Annotated in this window: 16 protein-coding genes and 1 pseudogene; 10 read left to right on the top strand and 7 right to left on the bottom strand. The window is 70.8% G+C overall.

The genetic code is table 11. The features are described from left to right. Nucleotides 1–9: 9 nt before the first annotated feature. Together QSJ40_RS04665 and QSJ40_RS04670 are read right to left on the bottom strand one after the other, a co-directional pair. Complete coding sequence (locus QSJ40_RS04665) at nucleotides 10–393, bottom strand: hypothetical protein (protein WP_137801924.1); 384 nt, start codon at nucleotides 391–393, stop codon at nucleotides 10–12. A gap of 116 nt (nucleotides 394–509) precedes the next feature. Next, complete coding sequence (locus tag QSJ40_RS04670) at nucleotides 510–965, bottom strand: hypothetical protein (RefSeq protein ID WP_053447028.1); 456 nt, start codon at nucleotides 963–965, stop codon at nucleotides 510–512. Nucleotides 966–1,158: 193 nt separating this feature from the next. Between QSJ40_RS04670 and QSJ40_RS04675 the strand changes: the two genes are divergently transcribed. Continuing rightward, on the top strand, nucleotides 1,159–1,740 hold the full coding sequence (locus QSJ40_RS04675) for a mismatch-specific DNA-glycosylase (RefSeq protein WP_206389895.1): 582 nt from the start codon (nucleotides 1,159–1,161) through the stop codon (nucleotides 1,738–1,740). Nucleotides 1,741–1,791: 51 nt separating this feature from the next. Here the strand turns inward: QSJ40_RS04675 and QSJ40_RS04680 are convergent, their stop codons facing one another. Then, nucleotides 1,792–3,102 carry an Nramp family divalent metal transporter gene (locus tag QSJ40_RS04680; RefSeq protein ID WP_285729225.1) on the bottom strand — a complete coding sequence of 437 codons (1,311 nt, stop codon included), beginning with the start codon at nucleotides 3,100–3,102 and terminating at the stop codon, nucleotides 1,792–1,794. Nucleotides 3,103–3,202: 100 nt separating this feature from the next. Here QSJ40_RS04680 and QSJ40_RS04685 point away from each other — a divergent pair, with 100 nt between their 5' ends. Together QSJ40_RS04685 and QSJ40_RS04690 are read left to right on the top strand one after the other, a co-directional pair. Continuing rightward, nucleotides 3,203–4,000, top strand: coding sequence for an alpha/beta fold hydrolase (locus tag QSJ40_RS04685; RefSeq protein ID WP_251714814.1), 798 nt, complete (start codon nucleotides 3,203–3,205; stop codon nucleotides 3,998–4,000). Nucleotides 4,001–4,035: 35 nt separating this feature from the next. After that, nucleotides 4,036–4,566 carry an O-acetyl-ADP-ribose deacetylase gene (locus tag QSJ40_RS04690; protein ID WP_251714815.1) on the top strand — a complete coding sequence of 177 codons (531 nt, stop codon included), beginning with the start codon at nucleotides 4,036–4,038 and terminating at the stop codon, nucleotides 4,564–4,566. A 1-nt stretch (nucleotide 4,567) separates the two neighbouring features. Here the strand turns inward: QSJ40_RS04690 and brnQ are convergent, their stop codons facing one another. Then, the gene (gene brnQ / locus QSJ40_RS04695; protein WP_268142529.1) at nucleotides 4,568–6,004 is read right to left on the bottom strand and encodes a branched-chain amino acid transport system II carrier protein; all 1,437 of its coding nucleotides are present in this window, start codon (nucleotides 6,002–6,004) and stop codon (nucleotides 4,568–4,570) included. A gap of 128 nt (nucleotides 6,005–6,132) precedes the next feature. On the opposite strand from brnQ, the gene QSJ40_RS04700 reads away from it, so the two are divergent. After that, nucleotides 6,133–6,984, top strand: a complete 852-nt coding sequence (locus QSJ40_RS04700; protein WP_285729233.1) for an arylamine N-acetyltransferase family protein — start codon at nucleotides 6,133–6,135, stop codon at nucleotides 6,982–6,984. 4 nt (nucleotides 6,985–6,988) lie between these two features. Here the strand turns inward: QSJ40_RS04700 and QSJ40_RS04705 are convergent, their stop codons facing one another. Beyond that, nucleotides 6,989–7,588 carry a hypothetical protein gene (locus QSJ40_RS04705; RefSeq protein ID WP_285729234.1) on the bottom strand — a complete coding sequence of 200 codons (600 nt, stop codon included), beginning with the start codon at nucleotides 7,586–7,588 and terminating at the stop codon, nucleotides 6,989–6,991. A gap of 60 nt (nucleotides 7,589–7,648) precedes the next feature. Here QSJ40_RS04705 and QSJ40_RS04710 point away from each other — a divergent pair, with 60 nt between their 5' ends. Next, nucleotides 7,649–8,230 carry a PH domain-containing protein gene (locus tag QSJ40_RS04710; protein WP_285729236.1) on the top strand — a complete coding sequence of 194 codons (582 nt, stop codon included), beginning with the start codon at nucleotides 7,649–7,651 and terminating at the stop codon, nucleotides 8,228–8,230. On the opposite strand, the pseudogene QSJ40_RS04715 reads toward QSJ40_RS04710, so the two are convergent. Continuing rightward, nucleotides 8,205–8,426, bottom strand: a pseudogene (locus QSJ40_RS04715) (arginase family protein); the annotation flags it as partial. The gene QSJ40_RS04710 and the pseudogene QSJ40_RS04715 overlap by 26 nt on opposite strands. A gap of 110 nt (nucleotides 8,427–8,536) precedes the next feature. Between QSJ40_RS04715 and QSJ40_RS04720 the strand changes: the two are divergent. The 4 genes from QSJ40_RS04720 (at nucleotide 8,537) to QSJ40_RS04735 (ending at nucleotide 13,767) form a co-directional block, all read left to right on the top strand. Beyond that, nucleotides 8,537–10,759, top strand: coding sequence for a multicopper oxidase family protein (locus QSJ40_RS04720; RefSeq protein WP_285729238.1), 2,223 nt, complete (start codon nucleotides 8,537–8,539; stop codon nucleotides 10,757–10,759). 66 nt (nucleotides 10,760–10,825) lie between these two features. Next, nucleotides 10,826–11,530 carry a class I SAM-dependent methyltransferase gene (locus QSJ40_RS04725; protein ID WP_285729240.1) on the top strand — a complete coding sequence of 235 codons (705 nt, stop codon included), beginning with the start codon at nucleotides 10,826–10,828 and terminating at the stop codon, nucleotides 11,528–11,530. Nucleotides 11,531–11,561: 31 nt separating this feature from the next. Continuing rightward, nucleotides 11,562–12,470 (top strand): TetR/AcrR family transcriptional regulator, encoded by a 909-nt coding sequence (locus QSJ40_RS04730; RefSeq protein WP_285729242.1) that lies wholly within the window; start codon nucleotides 11,562–11,564, stop codon nucleotides 12,468–12,470. A gap of 52 nt (nucleotides 12,471–12,522) precedes the next feature. Next, entirely contained in the window at nucleotides 12,523–13,767 is a 1,245-nt protein-coding gene (locus QSJ40_RS04735; protein WP_285729244.1) for an acyl-CoA dehydrogenase family protein, read from the top strand. A 30-nt stretch (nucleotides 13,768–13,797) separates the two neighbouring features. Here QSJ40_RS04735 and QSJ40_RS04740 read toward each other — a convergent pair whose 3' ends face one another. Further along, nucleotides 13,798–14,937, bottom strand: coding sequence for an alanine racemase (locus tag QSJ40_RS04740; RefSeq protein ID WP_285729246.1), 1,140 nt, complete (start codon nucleotides 14,935–14,937; stop codon nucleotides 13,798–13,800). Between the two features lie 295 nt (nucleotides 14,938–15,232). Between QSJ40_RS04740 and QSJ40_RS04745 the strand changes: the two genes are divergently transcribed. After that, nucleotides 15,233–16,807 (top strand): AI-2E family transporter, encoded by a 1,575-nt coding sequence (locus tag QSJ40_RS04745; protein ID WP_241180046.1) that lies wholly within the window; start codon nucleotides 15,233–15,235, stop codon nucleotides 16,805–16,807. Nucleotides 16,808–16,824: the final 17 nt, after the last annotated feature.

Raw genomic sequence — 16,824 nt, forward strand, 5'->3', positions numbered from 1 at the left:
CCGCCTGCTTCAGCCGGTCGGTAGGCCCAGCGCTCGCAGCGTCTCCAGGACGTTCTCGCGGTCGCCGACGACGAACCTGCGGGTGGCGCCGTCCTGCAGCTCGATCTCCAGGCCCTTGAGCGCCTGCTGGGAGAAGGTGCGCACGACGCGGATCGTCTCAGCGGGAGCCCACCACTGCCCGCCGGGAAGGTTCATGGAGTGCGGTTCGAAGCTCACGCCGTTCGGCCAGATCAGCAGGTGGCCTCCGTCGGCCAGGTACCCGAATCCGCCGGTGATCAGCTGGACCGGGTTCCAGGCCAGCACCTTGCCGAGGCCATCGGTCTCATCGGCAGGGCGCAGGTGGTTGGCACTGAGCCTCAGCAGCGGCTGCGGCGGATTCGGAGGAGCAGTCATGGACAGCAGGGTAGGGGAGGGCTCGGCCGGATGCGCGGCCCAGGGCCGGAGACGACGAGACCCGCACCGCCCTGAGGGGGACGGCGCAGGTCTCGTGCGCTGAGGACGTCAGCCGATCACTGCACTGGCACGACGGGTGCGTCCTCCTCACCGGGCAGCGGAGCCGTGGCGGTGAAGCCGGGCAGCTGGACGGAGTCGGTGACCTCCTGGCCGTCCTCCACGTAATTCGCACCCACGAAGTACGAGCCCGGAGACATGTACAGCGGCACCTCGGCCTGGCCGTTCTCATCCAGCGGCACCAGCGGACCCGTGGGCACCCCGTGGAAGGTGATCTGCACGTAGTCCTGCACGGTCGGATCGGCCTGCGGGAAGGTCACGACCGCAGCCAGATCCTGGCGGTAGTCGCCGTTGGTGGTCGGCTGGCCGTCAGCGGTGATGACGCCGGTGCCGGTCTGCTCGGCGGCGGGGGCGGACTCCTGGGCCGGGGCGGCGTTGGCTGCCGCGGCCGAGCCGGCCACTGCCGCAGCGGCCAGCATGGGGACGGCCAGGGTTCGGCGGATGCTCTTGCGCATATCTCACACCTCCGTGCGATCAGGCGGCCCCACTTCTTCCAGTGCTTCCTCGGGACCGCCGGGGGAGTCCCCACCATAGGGAGACGAACCTGAATGTCTGGGCCCTCAACCTGGGAATCCGATCACCTTCCGATAACAATCAGGTGCTTGCAGCCGCATAATCCGCGCTCTATCGAGGTCATAGCCTGGGGCCATGGGATTCACACGGGTGCAGCTGGAGGAGCACTACGGACGGGAGGTCCCGGACCTGCTGCCCGACCCTCTGCGGCTGCTGTTCGTGGGCATCAATCCGAGCCTGCGCTCCGCGGCCACCGGCGCGCACTTCAGCGGCTCCGGCAACCGCTTCTATCCCGCGCTGCACCGAGCCGGGATCACGGGGCACCTGATCCGGGCGGCCAACGGATTCAGCGACGACGACCTGGCGGAGCTGACCTCGCGCGGCATCGGCATCACCAATCTGTGGCCGGAGGCCACGGCCCGGGCGGACGAGCTCACCCGCGAGCAGCTGCGCACGGGCCGGGACAGGCTCACCGCGACCGTCGCGGAGCATCGCCCGACGGTGGTGGCCGTCGTCGGGATCACCGCCTACCGCACGGCCTTCGGGCTGCCTCGGGCGACGACAGGGGAGCAGGAGTCTCCGTGGGAGGGGACGCGGCTGTTCGCGGCCCCCAATCCGAGCGGACTGAACGCCCATTCCTCCGTGGACGACCTTGCGCGGGCTTACGGGGAGATCGCCGAGGCCGCGGGAATCGCTGCGGAGTCTGCGGCCGGCTGAGCGGGGCCCAGCGCAGAGGGACCCGCGGCTGTCGTCGGGACCAGCGGGTCGTCAGCCCAGCAGGCCCCCGACGGACTCCACGACCTGCATGGCGGCCAGGAAGCCGAAGAGCAGGAAGCACACCGAGAGCAGGACGTTGGCCGGTGCGCGATTGCGCAGCGTCTCGTGGATCCCACGGCGGTTGAGCAGCACCAGAAGGGCGATGGCCAGCACCGGCAGGATGAAGGCGCTGATCGCCGCGTAGATGAGCACGAGCGTCACCGGCCGGCCGGTGCCCATGATGGCCAGGGCGCAGATCGTCAGGTAGATCAGGGCGATGCGGAACTCGGGCGCCTTGGAGGACATGTCCAGACCCGGGGCGTCCTGATGGGGGTAGCGGCGCAGCACGCGCAGGCAGTCGGCGGTCACGTAGGCGATGCCCGAGAAGCCGCCGAGCACGCTCGTGTAGACCACCGCCAGGAAGCTGAGCAGGAAGACGAGACGCACGAAGCCGCCCAGGGAGGCCCCGAGTGAGTCCGCCATGGCGAACATGGCGCCGTTGTCCGAGATGGTGAAGCCCTGGCCGTAGAGCAGGAACGCCCCGACCATCGTCATGGCCACCGCGAACACGAAGACCACGCCGTAGCTGATGAGCAGATCCGTGCGGATCGTGGCCTTCCACTGCACGCCGCGCCAGGCCTTCTCCCGGATCCAGAACGAGTAGGCAAGGATCCCGGTGGCTCCGCCCACGCCGCCGATCAGCGACAGGACGGTGATCAGGGACCCGCCGGGCATGACGGGCACGAGGGTCTGCGTGGCGATCTCCTGAGCCTCCTGACCCTGGGCCGTGGTGATCGCCAGAGCGACGATGCCGGAGAACATCAGGATGCCGAAGCCCATCATGACCTTCTCGACGAACCCGTAGCGCCCGACCCACAGCATGAAAATGGCCGAGGCCAGCACGACGATCGCGGTGGGCCAGAACGGCAGCCCGGGGATGAGGCTCTGCAGGATCATGGCGCACACCGAGACCACGCTGGCGCCGAAGAACAGCCCCACGAGCAGCTCGGCCACGAGGAACACCACTGGGAAGAGGCGCCCGCCGGCGGTGCCCATGTGCGACATCAGCGAGCGGTCGCCGCTCATCTGCACGCGGGCCACGGCCTCCGAGAGCACGAACTTGAGCAGGATGCCGACCGTGAACACCCAGATCAGGGCCAGCCCGTGCTCGGCGCCCGAGTTCAGTGTGGTGATCATGTCCGAGGCGCCAACACTCGACAGCGCCAGGACGATCCCCGGCCCGATCAGGCGCAGCCTCCCTCGGGTGGTGCGGGGAGCCTGCAGGGGCTCATGCGGTGCGGCGGCTGAGGGCGGGATGGTCATGGCGCTGTCCTGGGCATCGGCGTCGAGGGCCTTCTCACCCTAGGGGTCCGTCGCCTCGTGCACCGTTCGGGTGTCGTCACCCGCGGCTATCGTCGATCCCATGTCCGCACTGTCTGAAGCCGCCGAGTCCGTCACGATCTCCACCGTGGGCGATGGCCCCGTCGTCGTCGCGTTCCTGCACGGGCTGATGGGGCGCGGCAAGAACTTCACGCGCTTCGCCAAGGACCTCTCGGCCCAGTGCACGAGCCTGCTGGTGGACCTGCCGAACCACGGGACCTCGGGGTGGACGGACGAGTTCTCCTACGAGGACATGGCGGACACGGTCGCAGAGGCCCTGCGCGCCAAGGCCGGCGACCGGAAGATCATGCTCGTGGGCCACTCCATGGGCGGCAAGGTCGCCATGCTGATCGCCCTGCGCCACCCGGAGCTGATCGAGCGGCTCATGGTCGTGGACATCTCCCCGGGCCGTTCCTGGGAGGACGGCGGCGAGTTCCCGCACCTGCTGGGCAGCCTGCGGGAGCTGGACCTGGCGAACGTGGAGAACCGCGGCGACGCCGATGCCAAGCTGGCTGAGGCCATCCCCAAGGACTCCGTGCGCCTCTTCCTGCTGCAGAATCTGCGCTACTCGGACGGCGCCTGGGGGTGGCAGCCGAACCTCGAGCTGCTGTATCAGTCCCTGGAGGAGATCGGCGGCTTCCCCGTCACGAACCAGAGCTTCGACGGCCCCGTGCTGTGGGTGGCCGGCTCGGAGTCCGACTACGTCAGCGAGGCGCACCTGCCACTGATGTCCCAGCTCTTCCCGCGCGTCGAGCTGCGCACGGTCCAGGGCGCGGGCCACTGGGTGCACTCGGAGAAGCCGGAGGAGTTCGAGCAGCTGCTGCACGAGCTGATCGACTGAGCGGAACGGGAGCGCCCCCGCGTAGGCTCGACGTCATGGAGCTTCGCATTCAGCCCGGTGACATCACGACCATGGACGTGGACGCGGTGGTCAACGCGGCCAACTCGTCCCTGATGGGCGGCGGGGGAGTGGACGGCGCGATCCACCGCGCCGGCGGCCCGTCGATCCTCCAGCAGTGCAAGCAGCTGCGCGCCGAGCAGCTGCCGGACGGCCTCCCGGCGGGCCAGGCCGTGGCCACGACGGCCGGGGAGATGCCCGCACGCTGGGTCATCCACACCGTGGGGCCCACCTATGCCAAGACCATCGACAAGTCCGAGACGCTGGCCTCCTGCTATCGGGAGTCCCTGCGCGTCGCCGCCGAGATCGGCGCGCGCACCGTGGCGTTCCCCGCGATCTCCGCCGGCGTCTACGGCTGGCCCATGGACGACGCCGCCCGCATCGCCGTCGAGACGTCGGAGGCGATGCGGGCGGAGGTGGGGCAGCAGATCGACGAGGTCGTCTTCGTGCCCTTCGGAGAGTCCGCGCAGCAGGCCTTCCGCACCGCGCTCTCGAACCTGGCGGACTGACTCAGGAGGCGGCGTCGACCCGCTCCTGAGCGGCCTCCTGCGACTCGCCGCCCACCGGAACGGGGTCGGAGGCCCCGCGGGCCAGGTCCACGACGAACCCGACGACGGCCGCGACGACCGTGGGCACGACCCAGCCCATGCCCTGCGCGTGCAGAGGCGTCCAGCCGATCAGCGTCTCGATCGGGTCGGCGCCCACACCCAGATCGCTCAGCGTCATGAGCGCGGCCCACACAATGGCCACCGCCAGGGCCAGGCGGAACGTCAGGTTCAGGCGCCGGCGCGTGAGCGGCTCGATCAGGGTGAGCAGGATCAGCGTGATGCCTGCCGGGTAGAGGAAGCCGACGATCGGTCCGGCGATGGCCAGCACCGTCTCCAGCCCGGCGGTGGAGACCAGGAACGCGATGACCGTGAACAGGATCGCCCACACCCGGTAGGACAGGGCCGGGACCAGCTTGTGGAAGAACTCCGAGGTGGCCCCGATCAGCCCCACGGAGGTGGTCAGGCAGGCCAGCACGACGATCAGCCCGAACACCACGGCCCCGGGTCCGCCCAGCACCTGGACGGCGGCCTCGGCCAGGAGCGAGGCGCCGTCGGGGTGGGACTGGCCCTCGGGCATCCGCAGCCCCACGATCGCCAGGCCGATGTAGACGGCGGCCAGCAGGACGCCGGCGATCACGCCGGCCAGGCTGACTCCGCGCACGATCGCGGGGCCGTCGGAGACGCCCTTGGCCCGGAGGCTGGCCACCACGATGATCCCGAAGGCCAGACCGGCCAGCGAGTCCATGGTGTTGTAGCCCTCCAGGAAGCCCGTGACGTACGGGGCGGAGGCGTACTCCTCGGTGGGGCCGTGGCCGGGGGCGCTCAGACGCAGCACAGCCATCGTGATCAGCACCACGAGCAGGATCAGCAGCGCCGGGGTCAGGAAGCGTCCGAGCCGGTCCACGATCCCGCTGGGGTCGAAGGCCAGCAGCAGCGAGATCCCGAAGAACACGGCGCTGAACGCCACGGCGATCCACAGGGACTCCTCGCCCAGGTAGGGGGCGACGGCCGTCTCGTAGCTCACCGACCCTGTGCGCGGCAGAGCGTAGAACGCGCCGATCGACAGGTACACGAGCACGGTGAACACGACGCCGAAGACCCGTCCGCCGCGGTTGGCCAGATCCTGCAGATCGCGTCCGGTGACGGCGATGGCCAGGATGGCCAGGACCGGCAGCAGGACGCCGGTGCTCAGGAAGCCGAGCAGGGCCGGTGTCGTGCTGGAGCCCGCCTGAGCGCCGAGCATCGGCGGGAAGATCAGATTCCCGGCGCCGAAGAACATCGAGAAGAGCATCAGGGAGGCGACCAGCACGGCGCCGGAGCGACGGCCGCTCGATGCGGTCTCTGTGCTCTCCGGCGGCGGTGCGGTGGCGTGGGAGGAAGGGGTGCTCGAAGGGGACATCCGTCCATCATTCCAGCCGGAGGGCGTCGGAGGAGCCAGCGCGGACCGGGGAGCCCCGTCTGGCCTAGGCTCGGCTCAGGGCCGACGCGCGCCGACGAGCGTCGGCGCGCGGCTCGTAAAGGAGCACCATGCCCGCCGACCTCACCGGATCCTCGTGGCGCACCGAGGACTTCGACATCCCCGCCTATCTGCAGCGGATCGGCATCGAACCCGGCCCCGCGAGCCTCGAGCTGCTCGAGGCCGTGCACCAGGCGCACGTGCGCACGCTGCCGTTCACGAACGTCGACATCCTGCTGGGCACCTACCCCGGTGCGGCGCCGGCGGCCGTGCAGCGGCAGCTGATCGAACGACGCCGCGGTGGCTACTGCTTCGCCCACGGGCAGTTGATGGCCGCGGCCCTCGAGCACCTGGGATTCGAGGTCACGCGCCACCTGGGCCGGGTGGGCTCCCCGGATCGGGCGCGCACGCACACCTCGCTCGAGGTCCGGCTCGACGACGGCGCCTGGTTCGCCGATCCCGGCTTCGGCTTCAGCATCCGCGGCCCCATGCCCCTTCGCGACGGCGCGGTGCGCGACGAGGGCGGCCGGCTCTTCGAGCTGAGCCTGGTGGGGGAGGGGCCGTCCACGGGCTGGGCGCTGCACCGCGACGGCGAGTTCCAGCACGTCTCCGACAGGCTGCCCGTGCGCCCGGTCGACATGCACACCGGGGACCAGATCACCTCCGGCGGCCTCGCCCCTGGCCCGTTCACCGTGATGCTGATGGCCAACCGCTGGACGGATGAGGGCCACGTCTCCATCACGGACACCACCCGGGTGGTGCGCGCCGACGGGAAGCCGACGCAGCACCAGGAGATCACTGCGCGCGAGGCCGTCGACGCCGCCATCGAGCTCGGGATCGAGCTGGACTCCTCCGAGCGGGAGGCGCTTCATGACGTGCTGGTCGGGCTGCGGCGTCGGCGGGAGACCGAGCACTCGAGCTGAGGACTCAGCCGAACCGGCGGTGGGCGGCGCGCAGGGTCTCCAGCAGCTGCGTCGGTCCGTCGCCGATCTGCGCGGGGATGGCTCCGCGGCCCGACTCGATCTGCGTGGCGCGCTCGGCCCAGCTCGGGCGGTGCGCCGGATCGTCCAGGGCGGCGCGCTGCTCGTCGATCCGTCGGGCCGCTGCCGGGCGCAGCGTGTAGAGAACGTGCCCGGCCGCCCCGGGCAGCGACCCGTGGGCCGGGGCGAAGGCGATGATCTCGTCCCAGCGCAGCCGGTGCAGAGTGGACCAGGTGCCTTCCGGCCTGTGCTCGAACACCAGGGACTCGTCCGTGAGGATCAGCTGGAGGCCGCAGCGGCGGATGCCCAGAGCGCGTCGCACCGCGTGGCACCCGAGGACCACGAGCACGGCACCGAGCCACAGTCCGGGCCGCAGGAAGATCTGTGCGACGGACTCCAGCCCGCGCCCGGCCAGCGCGCACAGCAGCGCCCCGACGGCCGAGACCATCAGACCGCCCAGAAGCCTCAGGGCGGTGCGGCGCGGGTTCGAGGGGATGATCAGCAGCCCGTCCTCCTCGAGGATCGCGAGCTGCTCCGTGCTGTGCATGGGGCCAGCGTAGGCATCGCACGCATGGCAGGGTGGAATTTGCTGAGGTAAACTCGGACTATGGCATCCGCACAGAGGGACCAAGGCAGCGTCGACGGGGGCTTCGTGTTCTACTCCGCGCGCTGCCATGTCCTGTTCCGGGTGCTCGCGGCGCTGTGCATCGGCATGCTCCTCGTACTGGCGGGCATCGTGCCGACCATCGTGCTGGCCAACGGGAGCTGGCGAACGGGCATCGTCCTGGTCGCTGTGATGGTGCTGCCGACAGCGGGGCTGTGCACGCTGCTGTGGATGTCGCAGCTGTGGCGCTTCACCGTCACCTCGCGTGGCCTGGTCGTGCGCAGGATGGGGCGCACTCGCCAGATTCCCTGGCCGGCGGTGGATCATCTCGAGGTCGACAGGAGCTTCTACTGGTCAGGCGCCGTGGTAGTGATCCTGCGCGACGGTCGACGGCTGCGCTCGAACGGCACTTCCACGCGAATGACCATGCACCGCGGGGAGCCGATCGTGATCGACTTCCACGACTGGCATGCCCCAGCCCGTCCGTTCCACGTGGCCGCGGAGATCCACCAGCGGCACCTGGCCGGTGAGTTCGACCGCGAGCTCGCCGCCAGCGGTCTCACCGGGTCCGCGCTGCCTCGCTGAGGATCGTGTGGATCAGCCGCGCGGCGGTGCGCGCCGTGCGGGAGTCCACGTCGAAGGCAGGATTCAGCTCGACCACGTCCGCGTGGCGCAGCTTGCCGGATGCCGCTGCCGCCTGGCAGGCCGCCAGGATCACATGCGCGGGCACGCCGAGCCCGGCCGGGGCGCTGACTCCGGGAGCCACCGAGGCCGGGAGCACCCTCCGAAGGTTGCGATCGCACAACATTGCAGTCGATAATATTGTGCGATCATGAATCACGGAGAAGGGTGAGAAGCGCACGCCGCTCACCTCGCCGAAGGGACACTGCCATGTCCGATCGATCCGCCTCTGCCGACCGCTCCGCCGCCGACTCCTCCGCACCAGCTCCTGATCCTTCCGCGACTCTGCCCGAGCCGGGCACCCTCGAGTACGCGTTCCTGGCCGCCACCGGCTCGGCTCCGCCCCTGAGGGACGTGGAGCCGGGCCCGCAGGCGCCTGCTCCGGAGGCTGCTCTCCCGGAGGCCGTCCGCCCCGAGACCGCCCGGCCGGCGCCGTCCCGGGCCGGCGGCCCCGTGCCGTCGAACCTGATCCTGAAGAAGTTCGTCGACCGGCTCCCGATCCCGCCGGTGCTGCGGGCCTCGCGGCGTCCGTCGGGGCGCGGTCTGGAGATCCGCGCGGACGTGGTGCGGACCAGGCTGCATGCCGAGCTGCCGGAGACCGAGATCTGGGGATGGGAGGGCTTCTGCCCGGGGCCCACGATCGAGGTCGAGCGCGACCAGGCCCTCGAGATCGACTGGGTCAACAGCCTGGGCGACTGCAAGGGCGCCCCGGCTGCGTTGCCCTACGACGTCGTGCGCGTCCCGCAGCGGCCGGAACCTGGGCTCCCGTTCAACGGCGACCTCACCGAAGCCGTGAGCCCCGGCGGCTGGTCGGCATCGCGCGGCAGCGGACCGAGGGCCTTTCCTGCCCTGCCCGGCACCGAGCAGCTGCGCGGCTGGATCTCCGTCCATGTCCACGGCGCGCTGACCAACGGCCACGACGACGGCTGGGCGCACAACGTCCTGGCCCTGGGCGATACCGCCCGCACCCGCTATCCGAACCGGCAGAGCGCCCGGACCATGTGGTACCACGACCATGCCATGGCCGTGACTCGCTTCAACGTGTACGCGGGACTGGCCGGGTTCTGGCTGATCCGCGACAGGAACGAGCGCTCCCTGGGGCTTCCCGACGGGGAGCGCGAGATCCCGCTGATGATCGGGGACCGCAATCTCGAGACGTCTCCTGCGGGCCGTGGGCCAGGGGGCCTCACCGGACGGATGCTCTACAAGCAGGCGGGATTCACCTTCACGCCCGGCGGGCAGCCCGGGGAGGTCCCGATCGTCGGGCCGTACAGCCTGGTCAACGGGAGGATCTGGCCCTTCGTCGACGTCGAGCCGCGCTGGCATCGGCTGCGGCTGCTCAATGCCTCGAACTCCCGGGTCCTGCGGCTCGCGCTGCACGACCCGCGCCGCGATCCGGCAAGGACGGAAGGCTCCCGGGATGCCCAGTGGGCCTCGGGCGATGCGCAGGTGCGGGCGGCGCGCAAGGCCGCCTCGCGGCTGAGCGGGCGCCTGGTCGTGATCGGTGCGGATGCCGGACTGCTGCCGGCCCCTCACCGGCCTTTCGGCGACACGGTCGTGCTCGGGCCCGGCGAGCGGCTGGACGTGCTCGTGGACCTGCGCGGGCTCGACGAGACGCCCGTCGAGCTGCGCAACGAGGACGGCGTGCTGCACGCCGTGCCTGGCGACGCTGAGGCGTCGATCCTGCAGCTGCGCGTGGGCCGCGCCCGCGGGCGCGGCCGCGAGACGTGGGAGCCGCCGGCGGTGCTCGACCGCTCGTTCCGAAGGTATGAGCACCTGGAGGGAGGGCGTCTGCGAGCCGGCCACGAGATCGTGGAGCACCACGAGCACCTCTGGGTCGGGGTCATCCCGCCAGGACCGGCCGGCGGGGTGCACCCGGAGATGTGGGAGCTGGCGGAGATCCCGGCGGGCGAGACTCTGCCGGAGCGCGAGCTCATCCAGGTCGTGGAGCACGGCGGAGCGGTCCGCTCGCTGCGCCCGGTGGCCAAGCTCTTCGACGATGCCACGACGATCCGGCTGAACCGCGGGGACTGGGCCGTGTGGCACTTCCTGCACCTGGGCGGCCCGGCGCATCCGATGCACATCCACATGGCCGACTTCCAGGCCATCGGACGCCGCCGGATCGACCCGGCCTCGTGGGATCCGGTGCGGGCCCGCACCACGGCCCCGCTGGTGGGCAGGCCCGTGCCGCCGGAGGAGTTCGACGATCTGGTGCGCGCGCCCAAGGACACGTGGACCATGAACGCCGGCGAATGGTACAGCGTGGCCGGGCACTTCGAGGGGGCCTCGGGCAGCTTCATGTACCACTGCCACATCCTGGATCACGAGGATCACACGATGATGCGCCCCTTCACGGTCCTGCCGCGGGACATCATGACCTTCCACGCCGGTCACGGATCGTCCGGGCACGACGGCGGGCACCACCCGCGCTGAGCGCGGCGACGGGTGCGGGCGGCCCCGCGGTCCGGCCCGCACCCGTCGCGGTTCATAATCGTGGTCATGAGCGATTCGATGAGCACCCCGCAGCCGCACAGCCACTCCCACGACCATGACCACGGCGGGGGAGAGGACCTCGAGCTGCTGCGCCGCGGGAACACCGCCGAGGCATGGGATGCGATCTACTCGCCCGCCGAGCGTCGCTGGAGCGGCCAGCCGAACCAGGCGCTCGTGGCCGAGGTCGCAGGCCTCGAGCCCGGCACCGCGCTCGACGTCGGCTGCGGAGAGGGCGCCGACACCGTCTGGCTCGCCCAACAGGGGTGGCAGGTCACCGGCCTGGACATCTCCGGGGTGGCTCTCGAGCACGCCCGCGCCGCGGCGGAGGCCGCCGGTGTGCAGGCCGAGTGGATCCACTCCGGGCTCGACGACGTCGAGCTGCCCGAGGATGGCTTCGACCTCGTCTCGGTGTTCTACCCGGCCCTGCCGTCGCAGCCCGAGGGCGTGAACCTCATCGCGCTGCTCGGCGCAGTCGCCCCGGGAGGCACGCTGCTGTTCGTCGGCCACGCGGACATCGACCCCGAGGAAGCCCGGGCTCGCGGCTTCGATCCGGAGGACTACCTCTCGATCGACGATCTGGAGGCTGCGCTGCAGCGCTCCTCGCGCTGGGAGATCGCCGTCCGCGAGCGTCGTCCCCGCCATGTGGAGGGCGGCGCCGGCGGCGGCCACACGCACGACGAGATCCTGAAGGCGGTGCGCTCGGAGGACTGATCCTCGGCAGGGCTGGTAGCGTCCCGAAGCCATGGACCCCGCGCAGCAGCCCGTGAGCGAGACCTCTGCGGCAGGAGGGCGCTCGCGCCCAGTCGCCCCGTCGTCGAAGCCCTCAGTCGATCCCGTACGCGCTGCGGATCCCGCCGAGGACGACCTGCGCACCCAGTCGGTGCGCTGGGCCGTCGAGCTGTTCGAGCGCGAAGGGTTCGAAGCCACGAGCGTGGCGGACATCGCCGCCGCGGCGGGCATCTCCCGAGCCACCTTCTTCCGTCAGGTGGGCGGCAAGGAGGACGCCGTCTTCGCCGATCACCCCCCGCTGCTCGAGCGCATCGAGGCTTGGATGCTCCAGCGGCTCGCGGAGGACGGGGCGGATGCGCACGTGATCGTGTGCGAGGCTTCCCTGCAGGTCCTGTCCCACCTGGCTCGAGACCTTCCGGCGGCCCGGCGACGCTACGGCGTGGTCCGCTCCGTGGCGGCTCTGCGCGAGCGCGAGATCGTCACCGAGCGGCGCTACGAGCGGCTGTTCGTCCAGACCCTGCGCGCCCACCTGCCGCAGGCGGATTCCCTGGGCACCGTGGTCTTCGCCGCCGCCGTGACCGCGGCGCACAATCACGCGCTGCGCTCTCTGCTGCGCGATGAGCATGCCCAGCAGCCGCAAGTCGTCGACGCGGCCGTCGAGTCTCTGCGCGCAGCCCTCAAAGATCTGCGCTCCCGGCTGGCGACCGGCTCGGCGGGGCTCGGCGGCGAAACCGGCGAAGACGGCGATGGCCACGGCGACCCGGGCGCGCACGACGGTCCAGGCGTGCTCGATGGAGGCAGTCGGGCGGACAGCTCTGCGGCGGATGCGGTGACGGTCGTGGTGGCCACGGCGCCGTCGTCGTCGGGCTCCGGGGTCGATGTCGACGCTGTCGTCGAGAAGGTGCGCAGAGCTCTGAGCTGAGGTGATACTGCGTTTCATTCCATTTGAGACGCAGTATCGCTAGAGTGGGGCCATGACTGAGACCCCGCTTCCGGGCGCCACCGAGCCCGAGTACTCGGTGACCCACGCCCTGGACATCGACTACTACAGCCTCTTCACGCAGATCCCGGAGGCCGACCGCGAGCTCTGGGAACGGGCTCGGGAGGTGGGCACCGGGCTGCAGGAGCGCATGGCCGCGGCGTGGGACGCCCACGAGTACCCGCTCGAGGCTGTTGCCGCGCTGGGGGCCGCCGACCTGTTCGTCGACGGGCTCGAGCACCCCCTGCTGAGCGAGATGTCCCCGCTGGGGGCCGGGCTCGTGAACATGGAGCTCTCCCGCATCGACGGCTCGCTCGGCACCATCGTGGCGGTGCAGGGCGGTCTGGCCCTGCGCAGCCTGATCCTGCACGGCAGCCCTCAGCAGCAGCAGCGCTGGGCGAAGCCGCTGGCTTCAGGCGAGGTCTTCGGCGCCTTCGCACTCACCGAACCGGATCACGGCTCGGACTCCGCGCAGCTGGAGACCGTCGCCGAGCGCACGGCCGAGGGATGGACGCTGCGCGGGGCCAAGAAGTGGATCGGCAACGGGGCCGCCGGTGGGATCAGCTTCGTGTGGGCGCGCGTAGTCGACGATTCCGTGCCCGAGGGCGTGCCCGGGGCCACCGGCTCGGTGCGCTGCTTCCTGATCCCGCAGGAGACGCTCGGCTACCGCGCGGAGGTCATCAAGGGCAAGGGCGCTCTGCGCGCGATCGACCAGGCGCTGATCCGCCTGGAGGATGTGAAGGTCCCCGCAGATGCCGTGCTGCCCGGCTCCACGAGCTTCCGCGACGCCTCGCGCGTGCTCTACGCGACCCGCTCCGGGGTGGCCTGGTCCGCGCTGGGCCACGCGACCGGCTGCTTCGAGTCCGCGCTGTCCTACGCCAAGCAGCGACGCCAGTTCGGCAAGCCCCTGGCTGAGCACCAGCTCGTGCAGGAGCGGCTGACCCGCATGCTGTCCATGCTCACGTCCATGCAGCTGTACTGCTCCCAGCTCGCCGCCTCCGAGGCCGGAGGGCATCTGCGGCCCACCCAGGCCTCGCTGGCGAAATACCACAACACCCGCACGGCCCGCGCGATCGCCGCCGAGGCCCGCGACCTCATGGGCGGCAACGGCATCCTGATCGACAACGGGGTCATGCGCCACCTGGCGGACATCGAGGCGATCCACACCTACGAGGGCACCGAGTCGGTGCAGGCGCTGCTGATCGGCCGAGACCTGACGGGCTTCAGCGCGTTCGCCTGAGCGCAGGCGTCGTCGTCGGGTTCGAGCGCTTCAGCTGTTGAGCCCGCGGGCGGCGACCTTCCACGAGCCCAGCACGGCCCCGCCGTCGATCACCGTGACGGAGCCGATGAGGTTCAGGGTCAGGCACACGTGGTTGGGGATCACGCGCAGCTGCTCGCCCATGGCCGGCAGCGCGTCCTCGGGCGGGAAGACGACGGTCGCGTGGTGCTCGGACAGCGCCGTGATCCGCGCCCGCGGGTGGTTCGGCAGGCGCCCGTAACCGGTGGCCCACGCCGGGCGGTCGCTGCCGAGGACCTTCGAGCCCGCGTCCAGCACGATCCGGCGCAACGACGGTCCGTCGTCCTCCGCTTCCTCGTGGTCGTGGCGGGAGATGACGGTGGCCGCGACCGACAGGGACACGTCCTGGATGCCGATGCGCCCGAGCTCGAGCTGCTGGGCGTCGCCGAAGACGTAGACGCCCGGGCGGATCTCCTGCGCCGCCGTGGGCTCCTCCACCTCGGCGGTGGGGCTCGAGCCGCCGCTGACGTGCACGATCTCGTGGCCGGCCTCGCGCAGCTCTCGGGCAGTGCCTGCAAGGATCGCGCTCTCCTGGGTGGCCGCCGAGGACTGCTCGCCCGGGGCGTAGCTGTGCCCCGGGAAGGTGAAGAGGCCGTCCAGTTGCACGCCCAGCTCCCGGGCGCGCTGCGCGATCGGCAGGGCGTCGTCGGGCAGCACGCCGCTGCGGTGGTGGCCGCTGTCCAGCTCCAGGGACACCGAGAGCGGCGCATCGCCCAGCTCGCGGGCGATCTGCTCAACGGCCTCGACCGAATCCGTGCCGATGCGCAGCCGCGTCTTCTCCGCCAGCAGCTTCAGCCGCACAGCCTTGCGCATGTCGACCCACAGGGGATAGGCGATGAACAGGTCCTCGATGCCGGCACCGGCGAAGACCTCCGCCTCGCCGATCGTGGCCACGGTCAGGCCCACCGCACCGGCGTCGATCTGCCGGCGGGCGATCTCCGGGATCTTGTGCGTCTTGGCATGCGGGCGCAGCATCAGGCCGCGCCGAGCCGCCGAGTCGGCCACCCGAGCGATATTGGCATCCAGGATCCGACGATCCACCACCACCGCAGGCGTGGACAGGGGCAGATCCGGCAGGTGCTGGGCGGGGAAGTCGGCATGAGCTTCGGTCATGGCCCGACCCTATCTGCGTGCGCCCGGGCCCTGAGCCCCCACCCGACTGCCCGAATCCGAACCGCACCGCCACCGACAGGCCGAGTCGTCACCGGTTCCGGCGGCTTGCGGTGAGGAAGCGGCCACCGGATCCAGGAGCGGTGGGCAATCGGCCAGTCGCTGGAAGGGGAGCGGCGATGCGGCCGCTCGGGCGCCCGGACATCTGCGGGACATCAGGCGGGTCTAGGATCTGCTCGACGGCCGCAGGGCCGCCCGTGCGTCGCAGCCGCGGCGCCGCTGCCCCACAGGAGCCTCGATGTCCCCGGCTGAGCCGCACGGAACCCGCAAGACCGACCGCTCGACGCTCGGTGAGCCCGGAACAGCGTCGTCTGCGCGGTCGAACTCGAGTGCCGGATCACCTGAATCCACAGGACCCACGCCCACGGATCATCCGGCCGATGAGTCCGCCGGTCTCGCGGATCTGCTGGACGAGCAGCCCGTCCAGGAATCCCCGGAGACGGGGCTGCCTGCCGAGGACCGCACCGCCCTTACCCCGGTCGAGGCCTTCGAGGCCGCACGCGACGGATCCCCTGATGACGGACAGCCACAGGGACAGGAAGAGGTGGCCGGGCCGACCCTCGACACAGCCGCTTCGATGCGCGGGGGCGAGGCCGGGTCGCGTCGTCTGGTGCTGATGCTGGTCGGGGTGGCGGCGGCACTGCTGGCTCTGGAGGGGATCAGCCGCTACGCCAGCTTCATCGCCCCGGTCTTCTTCGCGCTGAACATGGTGATCATCGTCCACCCCCTGCACGCCTGGCTCGTGCGAAGGCTGCGGTGGCCGGTCTGGCTGGCCGCGATCACCGCTCTGGCAGTGGTGCTGATCGCGCTGCTGGCCTTCTTCTACTCCATGGGATGGGCGATCTTCGCGCTGCTGACGGCATTGCCCGGCTACTCCGGAGAGTTCGCCGCGCTGGGCGATGACCTCATGCAGTGGCTCGCGCAGTTCGGCGTGACGACCGAGACCATGGCGGCCAACATCGAAGCCAATGTGCCCGACATCGTGGGCTTCTCGACGGAATGGCTGCTCGATGTGGCCTCGAACGTGTCCGGAGTGGCCACCATGCTGGCGATCGTCATCACCGCGATCTTCTTCCTCACCCTGGACTCCATGACCATCCGGCGGCGGATGGGCGTGATCCTGCTGCAGAAGCCCCTGGTGGGCCGCGCGCTGCTCAGCTTCGCCGCCGGGGTGCGCAGGTACTGGATCGTCACGACGGTCTTCGGGCTGATCGTGGCGCTCATGGACCTGGGCTACCTGTGGGCCCTGGGGATCCCGCTGGCCGGTGTCTGGGCGGTGCTGGCCTTCGTGACGAACTACATCCCCAACATCGGGTTCGTCATCGGCATGATCCCGCCGACCATGATGGGCCTGCTCGAGGGCGGCTGGCTCGATGCGCTGGCCGTGATCCTGGGCTTCAGCGTGATCAACCTGGTCATGCAGTCGTTCATCCAGCCCAAGTTCACCGGCGACGCCGTGGGAGTCACCCCGATGGTCTCGTTCGTCTCCGTGCTGCTGTGGTCGCTCGTGCTCGGCCCGCTGGGGGCGCTGCTCGCCCTGCCGGCCACGCTGCTGGTCAAGGCCCTGCTCGTGGATCCCAACCCAGACGTGCGCTTCGTCAACGCGCTGATCGCCTCCTCGCCAGAGGACGGGCTGTCGTCGGCGGCTGCCGAGCAGGCCCGTGCCTCCCGCGGCGCCCTGGCCCGTTGGATCAGCGGGACCACCCGACGCCGGCGCCGCCCCGCACCGGTGGCGGGTCGCAGCACAGCGGAGGCGAGCGACTCGACGCAGGCCTCGGAGGCGCCCGCAGCCTTGGCAGACGAGCGCTCCTGACCCGTCACGGAAGCTTC

This window comes from Kocuria sp. NBRC 114282, assembly GCF_030268385.1.
GTDB classification, from domain to species: Bacteria; Actinomycetota; Actinomycetes; order Actinomycetales; family Micrococcaceae; genus Kocuria; species Kocuria palustris.